The sequence below is a fragment of the Streptomyces sp. 2114.4 genome, assembly GCF_900187385.1.
Lineage (GTDB): Bacteria > Actinomycetota > Actinomycetes > Streptomycetales > Streptomycetaceae > Streptomyces > Streptomyces mooreae.
Genome location: NZ_FYEY01000001.1, coordinates 6,751,014 through 6,763,362, shown reverse-complemented (window position 1 = coordinate 6,763,362; position 12,349 = coordinate 6,751,014). Strand labels below are relative to the sequence as shown.

Genomic DNA, 12,349 nt, shown 5'->3' with positions numbered 1-12,349 from the left:
ACGTCACGGTGCCCCCTGCGGTGAGACACCGACGGGGAGGGAGGTGAGCGGACGTGCCGTGCCCAGTGCGTCGAGGTGGCCCATCAACCGGTCCTTGACTTCGAGGTACGCCTCGTTGAAGGGGGTGCGGAAGCCTCCGAGCGGGACCCGGTCCTCGACCACGATCCCCTGGGCGGCGAGCTGTCCGACCTTCTCCGGATTGTTGGTCATGAGGCGGACCCGGGTGATGCCCAGATGCCGCAGGCAGTCGGCGGCCATCCGGAAGTCACGGCCCTCCGCCGGGAAGCCGAGGGCGAGGTTCGCGCTGATGGTGTCGTGCCCCGCCGCTTGCAGCGCGTAGGCGCGGATCTTGTTCGCCAGGCCGATGCCCCGCCCTTCCTGGCGGAGCATGTAGACGAGAACCCCGTTGTACGACTGGACGATGGCGGCCAGGGACGCGGACAGCTGGGGACCGCAGTCGCACTTCTCGGAGCCGAGGACGTCTCCGGTGAAGCAGGCGCTGTGGATGCGCGCGATCGGCGGGGCGGCGGATTCGCTCCACGGCGCGAGCGTCCGCAGGGTGACCACTTCCTCCGTCTCCTGGCCGTTCGCGCCGACCTGCCCGAAGACGGTCAGCTGCATGAGGGTGGAGCCGACCGGGACGGGAGCACTCGCCAGGCGTGCCACCACGATCTCATCGGATGTCGTCATCAGGCAGCTCCTACTTGCTCCGGCCGGCGGATCCCACGGCCGCAGGCGCCTCGATCTCATACACACGGCCGTCATAGGAGGAGGCCAGGAACCGCCCCGGCGCGCCGGCGGCGGCCAGTGCCGAGATGCCGGCGGTCGTCGGCCGCGCGTCGCGCACCCACTCACCGGCATCGGGGTCGTAGACAGCGACCCGGCCGTGGTAGCCGCCCGTCGCGATCAGACCGGTGTGCGGGTCGACCGCGACGCACTTGATGCTGTTGCGGTGCGGAGTCGGCACGACTTTCTGCTGCTCCCCGCCGGCGCTCCAGATCCTCAGGGTCAGGTCGCGGCTCACACTCACGAAACGTCCGTCCGGAAGACCCGCCGCACCGTTGGCTATGCGCGCGTGCGCCTCGTCGTCGCCGGCGACGGGTTTCAGGTCCGGCAGGGAATGCCACCTCGCGGCACCGGTGGCGCACACGCTGAAGAGCACGTCGCCCTGGACGGCCACGCCCTTGATGGCGTTCTCCTGGATGCGGTGCTCGCCGACCAGTTGCAGTCCGGTCCCCGCCTCGTCACGCAGGACGAGCGCCTCACCGGTGTAGGTGCCGACGACCAGCACCTCGCCGTCCGGTGTCGTGTGCACGGCCGCGCAGTTGAGCGGGGAGCGGTGCTGGTGCAGCACCTCCCCGGTGATCGCGTCGTACAGGGCGCCGAGCTGACCGCCGCTGACGACCGTACCCGCGACCGGGGTGACGAAGTTGCAGCAGCTGCCGAGTTCGGCCGACACCTCGTCATCGCGCCGGACCGTGCCGCTGTCACCGACCGTGAACCGCCCGAGGGGGGTACTCGCGACCGCGTTCAGGCCCGGCGTGGGCTCGACGCCGGTCAGGTCCCAGCTCCCGGTGTCCCGGTCGAAGACGGCGTAACTCGATCCGAAGGTCCCGAAGACCCAGCGGGTGGCGTCCAGTCGGGCGCACGACCGCAGCCAGACGTCGGCCGGCACCTCGCTCGTCAGGAGGTGGACGGGGTCCGTCTCCCGGTCCAGGCGCCACAGCCGCACCGTGCGGTCGTAGCTGGAACTGAGCAGAATGCCGCCCTCGGCGTCGTAGGCGAGCCGCTTGATCCCGGCGTCGTGCACACGGTGGCGTCTGGTGCCCGACGGGCCGGTCAGGATCAGCTCTCCCTCGTCATTGCCGAGCGCGAAGCGGTCCACGCCGAGCACCGCGACCGTGTCCGTCTCGGCGTCCCCGAGGTCGATGGCGCTCAACAGAGATCCGCCGGCTGCGTCCCAGCGGCGTACGGTGCCGTCGTCGCTGGTGGTCACCAACTCGGTGCCGTCCCGCACCCATTCGACCGACAGGACGTCGGCCTCGTGCCCCTCCAGGCGGTGGATCAGGCGTCCGTCCAGGTCGTAGATCCGGGCGAGGCGGTCGCGTGAGGCCGTGGCCACGCGTGTCTCGTCGGGCGAGACCACGGTCATCTCCACGTCGTCCTTCTGGTCCGTGAGGACCGTGATGAGACGCAGGTCGGGCACGGACCACAATCGGGCCGAATAGTCGCTGCTCGAGGTCACGACGATGCGGCCGGAGGCGGAGAACCGGCACTGATTGGCGAGGTGGTCGTGGCGTGCCTCGGTGAGGGCGGTACGGGTCGACGCATTCCAGAGAATGACCCGGTTGTCGTAGCCGGCGGTCACCACAAGTCCGCCGTGGGCATCGATTCCGCTGATCGGCGATGTGTGCTTGATCATGAATTCCTCTTGTCGTCACGTGTCAGCCCCTGCAAAGGGGCACAGGTGTGTCCCGTACGGAGCGATGACGCCACATGGGTGGTGCGGATGAATTCCGCTGACTGCATGGACAGAGAAAGGCGTTAGACGAAACGCGGATCGGCTTCGAGCCGGGCGTGGGCGAGGAGCCGCATTGTGGCCGAGGCAGGACTGTAGTTTTGGCAAATGCCCAAGTCAACGCCGTTCGGACAACTGTCTCGTTTTGACATATTTCCGCCAGCCTGAAAAGCCCTCTGGATTGAGCCAAGATCGTATGAGCGCGCCCCGCACGGCTCCTGCCGCTGCCTGCACGGGCCCGCGTAGATGCATGATCGCCGCTCTTCGTGTCCGCTGCCGAAACCCACCCGTCGGTGCCGGGCGGACGCCGGCCACGAGCCTGCCGACAGCCCAGGAATGAGCCAATGTGTATCCACCGTGTTGCCGAAGGGGGCGGCGCGGCCTTCCATGGAGGGCAGCGATCTCAGGGGGAACAGTGGACGATCTGGACGGCGCACTGCAGTACCTCAGCGGCTCCGGGCCTGAGTTCGGCCCCGGTGTGAGCAATCACGGCCCCATGGCTGCCGAAGCCCTGGGACAACTCGGGCACACCGACGCGATCGGCGCCTGGGTGTCCTCGTACCGGAAGATCCTCTACGAGGACACGTACGGGCGCTTCCACGAGATCACCCACGACAACTGGCGCCCCGCCCTCGGCAACATGCGACTCCTCGGGGACTGGACCGCATTCTTCCGGCGGGAACTCGAGGGCGCCGCCTGGACCGACGTCCTCGCCCGCTGGTGGCCGCGCCTGCTGCCGGGCTTCGCCGCAGGAGGAGGCCACGGCGTCATCCGCACCGGGCACGCGGTGCGGATGCTGACGGAGGCCCACACGCCGTGGCGCCTCGAAGAACTCGCCCGCGGACTGGGCTACTGGGCCGCCCGGTACCAGGAGCTCCCCGAGGAGCCGTCGACACCGCGCAAGCGGGACCTGACGCAGGCGTGGGAGGCGGTACCGAAGCTGCGCAGCGACCAGGGCATGGGCATGATCTTCAGGATCCGGCTCGAAACGGTATGGCTCGAACCGGACTTCGCGCCGGCCGTGGACTCCCTCCGCCCCGAGAACGACGCCGACGGGGTGCTGAGCCGGCTCACCCGGGCCGCCGCCGGGAGCTATCTCACGGATGATCACAAGACCCCCATGGCCTTCGTCCACGCGCTCACCACGCCTGCCGCGGTACGTCTGGTCCTGCCGAGTCTGCCCACCGAACTCCACTGGCCCAGCGTCGCCGCCGCGGTCCGCTTCTCAGCGGCCATCCGCAGCGCCTACGGCACCGGGCAACGCGAGCACCACCCCGAGGAGCCGGCCCAGGACTACGCCACACTCGCCGAACGCGCCCTGGCGACCGAGGACCCGCACGCCATCAAGTACGTGGAAGCCTGCCGGCGCGAAGACAAACTGAACCCCGCTCCGGCCTACGCCATCGCGGCGACCGACTGGGTCCGCCGCTGCGAGACCGGCTCCTTCTGAACGCGGCCCAGAAGCCCGGTCACGCGGGTGTAGTGGCCTGCTCCTGCCGTGGCCTGGCGCGCTGGTGCTGATCCGCCGGTCGTGCGTTCAGTGCGGGAATGACGGCATCGGCGTACGCGTCGATCACTGCTTCCTTCGCGTCGTGCATGGCGTACAGGGCGAACTGGTCGACGCCCAGCTGTCGCAGCCTGCGCAGCTTTTCGACATGTGCCGACGCCGGGCCGACGAGGCAGAAGCGGTCCACGATCCCGTCCGGGACGAATGCGGTGTCGGGGTTGCCGGCGCGGCCGTGGTGGGCGTAGTCGTAGCCCTCGCGGGCCGCGATGTAGTCCGTCAGCTCCTGCGGGACCATGCCGGAGTCCCTGCCGTACGTGGACACCAGGTCGGCCACGTGATTGCCGACCATGCCCCCGAACCAGCGGCATTGTTCGCGCGCCTGCGCGAGCGCCCCGGGTGAGTCGTCCTCGGTGACGTAGGCGGGGGCCGCGACGCAGATCTTGACATCGGACGGAGCACGGCCTGCCGCCGCTGCGGCCGCGCGCACCGCCTTCACCATCCACTCCGTGAGGAACGGGTCGGCAAGCTGCAGGATGAAGCCGTCCGCCTCCTCGCCCGCCATCTTGAGCGCCTTCGGCCCGTACGCGGCCATCCAGACCGGCAGTTGGGCGCCGTCCCGCACCCAGGGGAACTTCACCGTCGTGCCGCCGCCGAGGTCCGCCTCGTCGCCGCGGCCGAGCGCACGGATGACCTTCATGGCCTCACTGATCCGCGCGAGTGTATGGGGCCTGCGGCCCGCCACCCGCATCGCGGAGTCGCCGCGGCCGATCCCGCACACGGTGCGGTTGCCGTACATGTCGTTGAGCGTGGCGAAAGTGGAGGCGGTGACCTCCCAGGTGCGGGTGCCCGGGTTCGTGACCATGGGGCCGACCATGAGGCGGCTCGTCTCGGCCAGGATGCGGCTGTAGATGACGAACGGTTCCTGCCACAGCACGCACGAGTCGAAGGTCCAGCCGTAGGTGAACCCTCCGGCCTCCGCGCGTTTCATGAGGCTGACGACCTCGGAAGCCGGCGGATCGGTCTGCAGAACGAGTCCGAAGTCCATGGTGTTCCCCTCCTTGGTTCCTCAGTTCAGGTACTGGCAGGTGCCACGCGGGATGTACTGGCCGTGCCCCGCGTGGCCGGTGAACTTCCTCCCGTCGATGACGAGTTCGCCCCGTGAGAGGACCGTTTCGACCTGGCCGGTGAGCTGTTTGCCCTCGTACGCCGAATAGTCGACGTTCATGTGGTGGGTCTCGGCCGAGAGGGTCTGCCGGACGGTGGGGTCGTAGATGACGAGGTCGGCGTCGGCGCCGGGGGCGATGGTGCCCTTCTTCGGGTAGAGGCCGAACATCCGGGCCGGGGTGGCGCAGGCGATCTCGATCCAGCGGCGGCGGCTGATCCGGCCCTCCACGACGGCCTGGTGGAGGAGGTCCATCCGGTTCTCCACGCCGGGCATCCCGTTGGGGATCTTGGAGAAGTCGCCGCGCCCGAGCTCCTTCTGCCCCTGGAAGCAGAAGGGGCAGTGGTCGGTGGAGACCACCTGGAGGTCGTTGGTGCGCAGCCCGCGCCACAACGCCTCCTGATGCTCCCGCGGCCGCAGCGGCGTGGAGCAGACGTACTTGGCTCCCCCGAAGTCCGGCTCGGCGAGGTTGTCCGTGGACAGGAACAGATACTGCGGACAGGTCTCGCCGAAGACGTTCAGCCCCTTGTCGCGGGCCTGGGCGATCTCGGCCAGGGCCTCCTCGGCGGAGACATGGACGACGTAGAGCGGTGCGCCGGCCACCCGCGCCAGCTGGATGGTGCGGTGGGTGGCCTCGGCCTCCAGGAGGACCTTGCGGACCTCGCCGTGGTAGCGGGGATCGGTCTTCCCCTCGGCCAGCGCCTGTTCGACCAGGACGTCGATGGCGATGCCGTTCTCGGCGTGCATCATCACCAGGCCGCCGTTGTCGGCGGAGCGCTGCATCGCGCGCAGGATCTGTCCGTCGTCGCTGTAGAAGACGCCGGGGTAGGCGGTGAACAGCTTGAAGGAGGTGACGCCCTCCGACACCAGGAGGTCCATCTCCTTGAGGGTGTGCTCGTTGACGTCCGAGAGGATCATGTGGAACGCGTAGTCGATGGCGCACTGGGCGTCGGACTTGGCGTGCCAGGTGTCCAGGCCGGCCCGGAGGGACTTGCCGCGGGACTGGACCGCGAAGTCGATGAGGGTGGTGGTGCCGCCCCAGGCCGCGGCGCGGGTCCCGGTCTCGAAGGTGTCGGAGGAGAAGGTCCCGCCGAAGGGGAAGTCCAGGTGGGTGTGGGCGTCGACGCCACCCGGGATGACGTATCTGCCGGTGGCGTCGAGGATGCGGTCCGCCGCCTCTGCCCAGCGTTCGGCGGTGGGGTTGCCGTGTGCGGCGAGGGCGGCGATCCGCCCGTCCTCCACCAGGACATCGGCGTGGATCTCATCGGCGGCTGTGATCACCAGTCCGCCCCGGACGACCGTACGGCTCACCATCCTGCTCCTTCCACACCAGCGACATCGGCGGCACGGGAAGGCGGAGCCGACGCGCACCATCCCCTCGGCAGGTCCGCTCCGCTGACGCCACGCCACAACCGGTCTACACCCGTAGATCGCGGTCGAGAAGGAGACCGTAGAAGCATGTCACCCACGGTGGCAATACCGTGACCGTTAATCAGCGGAGACGTTCGTGTTGCACCGACGATCATCTGGACGGTTCAACGCGGGGCCTGCCGCGGCGGCCGCGGCGGCCGCGGGAGGGGTGCGGGGGCGGCCCGTTGGGCAGGTATGCGCCGACGCCGGCGGGCATTCCTCGCGAGCGCCACAGCATCCTGGCGGACGATGCAGAGAGGCGAGAGGGCATGGAGCACAGCACACCGTGGGAGTTCTCCGACGACCGGGGGCGCCTTGCGGTGGCCGGGGACCGGCCGTTGCGGATCGTGGCGTACATACAGGCGGGGGCGACGCTGTGGGACCACGGCATACGTCCCGTGGGGCTCTTCGGGTCCCAGCACGACGGCGCCGCCCCCGACCCGGCGAAGGGCGGTGAGCTGCCGCTCGCGGAGATCCCCTACCTGGGTTCGGGCGGCGCGCTGCACCCGGACACCCTGCTGGAGGCGGAGCCGGACCTCGTCGTGGCCGTGACGTACGACGGTGAGCAGGTCTACGGCCTGGAGCGGAAGACCGCGCTGGAGCTGGAGGCGCATGTCCCGGTGGCCACGGTCGCGGTGGGCCCGGGGCGGAGCCTGGCCGGGGTGCGCGAACGGTTCGCGGCGCTCGCCGGTTCGCTGGGGCGGGGCGAACCCCTCGGCGCCGCCCGCGAGTTGGACGCCGCGGAGGACGCCCTGCGGCAGGCGACCGGCGGCGCGGTGCGGCCGCGGGTGCTGGCGCTGTCGCCCGCGGGGCCGGAGCGGGTGCACCTGGCCCGGCCCGGTTCCTGGCCGGATCTGCGGGCGCTGGCCGAACACGGCGTCGGACTGCTGGCGCCGGCCGCGGGCGCCGGGGTGAACTGGTCCACCGTCGGCTGGGCGGAGGCCGCGGCGATGGACCCGGACATCGTGCTCGGGGACGTACGGGCCAATGCCGCCCGGCCGCAGGAGCTCCGGGCCGACGAGCACTGGCGCGCGATCGAGGCCCGGGCGCGGCTGCTGCCGTGGAACCCGGAGGCCCCGTGCAGCCGGCGCGCGCACACCCGGTTCTTCACCCTGCTGGCCGACACGGTGCGCGCGTTCGCCGGGACGGCGTGAGGCTGCCCCCGCCCGGGCCACCGCGGCGCCCGCTACGAGGCGGCCGTCATCCCCTGCACCGACCGCAGTGCGTCCGCGAGCAGTTCCGCGCCCTCTTCCGCCTCGGCGACCGTCAGCGTCATCGGGGGTGCGATCCGCAGCGAGGCACCGCCCTGGCCGCCCTTGCCGACCAGCAGACCGCGTTCCCTGGCGGCCTCCACGACCAGTGTGGCGGCCTCGGGTGAGCGCTCGTCGGTGCCGGGCCGGACCAGTTCGATGCCGATCATCAGGCCGCGGCCGCGCACCTCCCGTACGAGATCGATGCCGGCCGAGACCGCCCGCAGCCGCTCGATGAGCAGGCCGCCGACCCGCCGGGCGTTGCCCTGGAGGTCGTGTTCGAGGAGGTAGTTGAGGTTGGCGAGGCCCGCGGCCATGGTGACGGGGCTGCCGCCGAAGGTGGAGATGGAGTTCGCGGAGAGCGAGTTCATCACCTGGGCCCGGGCCACCACCCCGCCGACGGACATGCCGTTGCCGATGCCCTTGGCGAAGGTGAGCAGGTCGGGCGGGCCGTTGCCGTCGTGCGCCTGCCAGCCCCAGAAGTGGTCTCCGGTGCGGCCCCAGCCGGTCTGCACCTCGTCGCTGATCCAGAGGATGCCGTGCCGGGCCAGCACCTCGCGGAACGCGGCGTAGAGGCCGTCCGGCGGCATGGTGAACCCGCCGACGCCCTGGACCGGTTCGGCGATCAGCGCGGCGACGCCGCCCGCGGTCTGCTGGAGCATGTCCTCCAGGTCGGCGACGCAGGCGGCGATGTACGCGGCGTCGCTCAGCCCGGCGTACGGGCCGCGGCTGCGTACCCCGCCGTGCACATAGAGCGTCTGCAGCGGCGAGAGGCTGGTCGGGGACCAGCTCTGGTTGCCGGTGATGCCGACGGTGGAGAAGGAGCGGCCGTGGTAGCTGTTGCGCATCGCCAGGACCTGGTTGGAGCGGCGGTGCGTGGTGGCCAGCAGCAGGGCCGCGTCATTGGCCTCCGTACCGGAGGTGGTGAAGAAGACCCGGGCATCGGGGATGCCGGAGAGCGCCACGATCCGCTCCGCCAGCTCGACCATGGGGCGGGAGAGGTAGAGCGTGGAGGTGTGGAGGATGCGGCCGGCCTGCTCGCTGACGGCCTTGGTCACCTCGGGCAGCGCATGGGCCGTCATGGTGGTGAGGATGCCGCCGAAGAAGTCGAGGTAGCGGTTACCCTCGGCGTCCCAGACGTGGCGGCCCTCGCCGTGGGTGAGTTCGAGGGGCCGCTCGTAGTAGAGGCTGAGCCAGGAGGGCAGGACGGCCTGGTGGCGGGCGTGCAGGTCCGCGGGGTCATGGCTCATGGCTGCACCAGCCCGTCGTACGCGTCGGGGCGGCGGTCGCGGTAGAACGCCCACTGCTGGCGGACCTCGTCGATCAGGGCGAAGTCGAGGTCGCGGATGACCAGTTCCTCCTTGGAGTCGCTGGCCACGTCGCCGACGAACTGACCGCGTGGGTCGACGAAGTAGCTGGTGCCGTAGAAGTCGTTGTCGCCGTACTCCTCGACGCCGACCCGGTTGATCGCCGCGATGAAGTACTCGTTGGCGACGGCCGCCGCGGGCTGTTCCAGCTGCCAGAGGTAGGCGGACAGTCCGCGGGAGGTGGCGGAGGGGTTGTAGACGAGCTGGGCGCCGTTGAGGCCCAACTGCCGCCAGCCCTCGGGGAAGTGGCGGTCGTAGCAGATGTAGACGCCGACCTTGCCGACCGCGGTGTCGAAGACCGGCCAGCCGGCGTTCCCCGGCTTGAAGTAGTACTTCTCCCAGAAGCCCTTGACCTGCGGGATGTGGTGCTTGCGGTAGGTGCCCAGGACCGTGCCGTCGGCGTCGATGACGGCCGCGGTGTTGTAGTAGAAGCCGGACTGTTCGACCTCGAAGACCGGGACGACGATGACCATGCCGGTCTCGCGGGCGAGGTCCTGCATCCGGCGTACGGTCGGCCCGTCGGGCACCGGCTCGGCCCAGCGGTAGTGCTCGGGCTCCTGGACCTGGCAGAAGTACGGAGCGTTGAAGACTTCCTGGAAGCCGATCACTTTCGCGCCCTGCGCGGCCGCCGCTCTGGCGTACTCCTCATGCTTCGCGATCATCGATTCGGTGTCGCCGGTCCAGGTCGCCTGGACCAGTGCGGCACGCACAACATCGGCCATGAGCTGCTCCTTTGTCGATGCGTCAGCCTGCAGCCCGCGCGGGGTCTACGCGTGTGGAGGTGACCGTAAGCCCCGTCACGCACCGTGGCAAGACCATCTCCGCATGGCGCGTCCGGGATATCGACAGGAAAACTTGCAAGTTTGCCTGTCGATATTTACTGGAGATATGCCGGAAAAGGACCAGGAACGCCTGGCGACGGAGCTGGGCGCCACCGCCTCCCTGCTCATGCGACAGCTGCGCGCCGCCTCGCCGAAGGGGGAGCTCACCCCGCCCCAGCGCGCGGTGATCGGCCGGATCGACACCGACGGCGAGGCCACCATCGCCGCCCTGGCCCGCGCCGAGCCGGTCCGCCCGCAGTCGATGCGGCTGACCGTCGGGGCGCTAGAGGAGCGCGGCGCCCTCGCCCGCAGCCCGCATCCGACGGACGGCCGGCAGGTGGTCCTCTCGCTCACCGAGGAGGGCCGCCGGATGCTCGCCGTCGTACGGCAGGCCAAGCACAACTGGCTGGCCGAGGCCATCGCCGACCGGCTGACCCCGGAGGAGCAGCAGACCCTGGAGTCGGCGACCGCGCTGATACGGCGGCTGATGCCGGAATGAAGGCCGGGAGGTACGCCGGGATGGACGCCGGGATGGACGCCGGGACGAACGGCTCCTCCGCTTCCGGGCAGGGCGGCACGCCCACGACGGCGACGGCCCCGGCGGCCGTCACCACGCCGCGGGACACGACTTCACGGGGGCAAGGCTCGACCCGGACTTCATGGTTCCGCGCCTCACCGCGTCCATGGCAGATACCTCAGGTGCTGAGGCCGGCGCAGGTCAGCCAGATGTGTTCGCATGTCGCCGACGCCTCTTGGAGCGCCTCACGGGATTCCTGTGAGGCGTGGTAGAAGGTCCGCTCGATCATCCAGCACAGGGCGCGGGCCATCGCTGAGGCCTGGTCCGGTGCGGCGCCGGCCTGGATGCCGGCGCATTCAAGGACGGCGGTGATGGCCGCGATGAACAGGTCAGCCGTGTGGTTCCACAGCTCGCCGATCTCCGGCACGGTCAACGACAGGTCGATCGCCGTGCGCATGACCAGGCCGTGCTCATTCCACAGCTCGACCGTGCGCTGCATGGCCGCCGCGATGGCCTGACGCGGCTCGTCCGTCTGCGCGGTGACCCGGGACCGTTCCCACAGATGCGCGACGGTCCGGGCCACGAGTGCCGTGACCACTTCTTGCTTGGAGCCGAAGTAGAAGTACAGGGCGCCGCGTGTGATACCGGCGCCCTGGGCTACGTCGCCGACGGTCATGGCGTCGTAGCCCTTGTGCGCCAGCAGGGCCTCGCAGGTGTCGAGGATCGCCCGCTCCCGGATATCCCCTTTGCGCTCGGTGGTGCGACGGCCGCGCGCGGGGTGGTGGCCGGGCATCAGAGCTGAGCGCCCTCGGTGAAGTCGGTCGTACGGGAGAGTGCTTCCCATGCGTGGATGTCCTCGTCCACGGCCGTGCGGGCGGCGGTGACCAGCCGTAGCGCGTCCGAGCCCAGGACGAGGTGGGCCGGCGGCTGCTCGACCGAGGTGATGTGCACGAGGGCCTCCCCGGCCTTGGCGGGATTGCCCAGCTGGTTGCCGCTGGCCTTTTGCCGTGCTTCGCGGATGGGGGTGAACAGCTCGTCGTAGTCGCCGACGGTCCGCGCGGCGCGTGTCATGGACCGTCCGGCCCAGTCGGTGCGGAAGGAGCCGGGCTCGATCGCCGTCACATGGATTCCGAACTGCGCGACTTCCTTGCCCAGCGCCTCCAGGATTCCCTCCAGGGCGAACTTGCTGCCGCAGTAGGCGGACATGCCGGGCACGGCCATGAGCCCGCCCATGGAGGTGACGGCCATCAGGTGTCCGCGGCGGCGCCGGCGCATGTGAGGCAGCGCCGCCTGCAGGGTGGCCACCGCCCCGAACACGTTCACCTCGAACTGCCGGCGCACCTCGGCCAGTGGGGTTTCCTCGAAGGTTCCCTCCAGGCCGTAGCCGGCGTTGGCGACGACGACGTCCAGAGGGCCGACGCTCCGCTCGACCTCCGCGACCGCGCCGGAGACGGCGTCACCGTCCGTCACGTCCAGGATGCGGCCGTGAGCGTGCCCGGGCCTGAGCTCTTCGAAGGCCCGCAGATCCTTCTCGGAGCGGACGGTGCCGATGACGGTGTGCCCGGCGGCCAGGGCGGCTTGGGCGAAAGCGCGCCCCAGGCCCGTGCTGACGCCGGTGATGAGCCAGTTCCGCTTCTCCATTGTTCCTCCAGAGAGGTCTCGCGAGGAGCCGGGTCGCCCCCTTCAGCAAAAGTCTACACGGCGTCGATTTTTATCGTTACCGCGTCGATTCTGGTGGTGCTCACGGATTGGAGCCCGCAAGGTCATCCGTGTGCCGCGCACCGCCCGGACCGGCGC

The 12,349-nt window shown here is 70.1% G+C and carries 11 protein-coding genes; 3 read left to right on the top strand and 8 right to left on the bottom strand.

Going from position 1 to position 12,349, the window contains the following annotated elements; all coding sequences use genetic code 11:
- Positions 1–3: 3 nt before the first annotated feature.
- Entirely contained in the window at positions 4–690 is a 687-nt protein-coding gene (gene ribA / locus CFW40_RS29850; RefSeq protein ID WP_256331207.1) for a GTP cyclohydrolase II RibA, read from the bottom strand.
- 10 nt (positions 691–700) lie between these two features.
- Positions 701–2,422: a WD40 repeat domain-containing protein gene (locus CFW40_RS29845; protein ID WP_088800900.1), complete on the bottom strand. Its 1,722-nt coding sequence runs from the start codon at positions 2,420–2,422 to the stop codon at positions 701–703.
- Positions 2,423–2,933: 511 nt separating this feature from the next.
- Between CFW40_RS29845 and CFW40_RS29840 the strand changes: the two genes are divergently transcribed.
- The gene (locus CFW40_RS29840; protein ID WP_088800899.1) at positions 2,934–3,968 is read left to right on the top strand and encodes a questin oxidase family protein; all 1,035 of its coding nucleotides are present in this window, start codon (positions 2,934–2,936) and stop codon (positions 3,966–3,968) included.
- A 19-nt stretch (positions 3,969–3,987) separates the two neighbouring features.
- Here CFW40_RS29840 and CFW40_RS29835 read toward each other — a convergent pair whose 3' ends face one another.
- A complete protein-coding gene (locus CFW40_RS29835) occupies positions 3,988–5,070 on the bottom strand; it encodes a TIGR03842 family LLM class F420-dependent oxidoreductase (RefSeq protein ID WP_088800898.1) in 1,083 nt (360 codons plus the stop codon).
- 21 nt (positions 5,071–5,091) lie between these two features.
- Positions 5,092–6,501, bottom strand: coding sequence for a dihydropyrimidinase (gene hydA / locus CFW40_RS29830; protein WP_088800897.1), 1,410 nt, complete (start codon positions 6,499–6,501; stop codon positions 5,092–5,094).
- Between the two features lie 365 nt (positions 6,502–6,866).
- Between hydA and CFW40_RS29825 the strand changes: the two genes are divergently transcribed.
- Positions 6,867–7,751 carry an ABC transporter substrate-binding protein gene (locus tag CFW40_RS29825; RefSeq protein WP_088800896.1) on the top strand — a complete coding sequence of 295 codons (885 nt, stop codon included), beginning with the start codon at positions 6,867–6,869 and terminating at the stop codon, positions 7,749–7,751.
- A gap of 32 nt (positions 7,752–7,783) precedes the next feature.
- Here CFW40_RS29825 and CFW40_RS29820 read toward each other — a convergent pair whose 3' ends face one another.
- Entirely contained in the window at positions 7,784–9,097 is a 1,314-nt protein-coding gene (locus CFW40_RS29820) for an aspartate aminotransferase family protein (RefSeq protein ID WP_088800895.1), read from the bottom strand.
- Entirely contained in the window at positions 9,094–9,936 is an 843-nt protein-coding gene (locus CFW40_RS29815; RefSeq protein ID WP_088800894.1) for a nitrilase-related carbon-nitrogen hydrolase, read from the bottom strand. The genes CFW40_RS29820 and CFW40_RS29815 overlap by 4 nt, the downstream gene beginning before the upstream one ends.
- Before the next feature lie 166 nt (positions 9,937–10,102).
- Here CFW40_RS29815 and CFW40_RS29810 point away from each other — a divergent pair, with 166 nt between their 5' ends.
- Positions 10,103–10,534 (top strand): MarR family winged helix-turn-helix transcriptional regulator, encoded by a 432-nt coding sequence (locus tag CFW40_RS29810; RefSeq protein WP_088800893.1) that lies wholly within the window; start codon positions 10,103–10,105, stop codon positions 10,532–10,534.
- A 196-nt stretch (positions 10,535–10,730) separates the two neighbouring features.
- Here CFW40_RS29810 and CFW40_RS29805 read toward each other — a convergent pair whose 3' ends face one another.
- Both CFW40_RS29805 and CFW40_RS29800 read right to left on the bottom strand, forming a co-directional pair.
- Positions 10,731–11,345 (bottom strand): TetR/AcrR family transcriptional regulator, encoded by a 615-nt coding sequence (locus CFW40_RS29805; protein WP_088800892.1) that lies wholly within the window; start codon positions 11,343–11,345, stop codon positions 10,731–10,733.
- Positions 11,345–12,193 (bottom strand): oxidoreductase, encoded by an 849-nt coding sequence (locus tag CFW40_RS29800; protein ID WP_088800891.1) that lies wholly within the window; start codon positions 12,191–12,193, stop codon positions 11,345–11,347. Before CFW40_RS29800 ends, CFW40_RS29805 begins: the two co-directional genes overlap by 1 nt.
- Positions 12,194–12,349: the final 156 nt, after the last annotated feature.

Bases quoted from the DNA above. Each gene is read 5' to 3' on its own strand.
- CFW40_RS29845 (WP_088800900.1), bottom strand. From the start codon at position 2,422: ATGATCAAGCACACATCGCCGATCAGCGGAATCGATGCCCACGGCGGA.
- CFW40_RS29810 (WP_088800893.1), top strand. From the start codon at position 10,103: ATGCCGGAAAAGGACCAGGAACGCCTGGCGACGGAGCTGGGCGCCACC.
- CFW40_RS29800 (WP_088800891.1), bottom strand. From the start codon at position 12,193: ATGGAGAAGCGGAACTGGCTCATCACCGGCGTCAGCACGGGCCTGGGG.
- CFW40_RS29815 (WP_088800894.1), bottom strand. From the start codon at position 9,936: ATGGCCGATGTTGTGCGTGCCGCACTGGTCCAGGCGACCTGGACCGGC.
- CFW40_RS29835 (WP_088800898.1), bottom strand. From the start codon at position 5,070: ATGGACTTCGGACTCGTTCTGCAGACCGATCCGCCGGCTTCCGAGGTC.
- ribA (WP_256331207.1), bottom strand. From the start codon at position 690: ATGACGACATCCGATGAGATCGTGGTGGCACGCCTGGCGAGTGCTCCC.
- hydA (WP_088800897.1), bottom strand. From the start codon at position 6,501: ATGGTGAGCCGTACGGTCGTCCGGGGCGGACTGGTGATCACAGCCGCC.
- CFW40_RS29820 (WP_088800895.1), bottom strand. From the start codon at position 9,097: ATGAGCCATGACCCCGCGGACCTGCACGCCCGCCACCAGGCCGTCCTG.
- CFW40_RS29805 (WP_088800892.1), bottom strand. From the start codon at position 11,345: ATGCCCGGCCACCACCCCGCGCGCGGCCGTCGCACCACCGAGCGCAAA.
- CFW40_RS29825 (WP_088800896.1), top strand. From the start codon at position 6,867: ATGGAGCACAGCACACCGTGGGAGTTCTCCGACGACCGGGGGCGCCTT.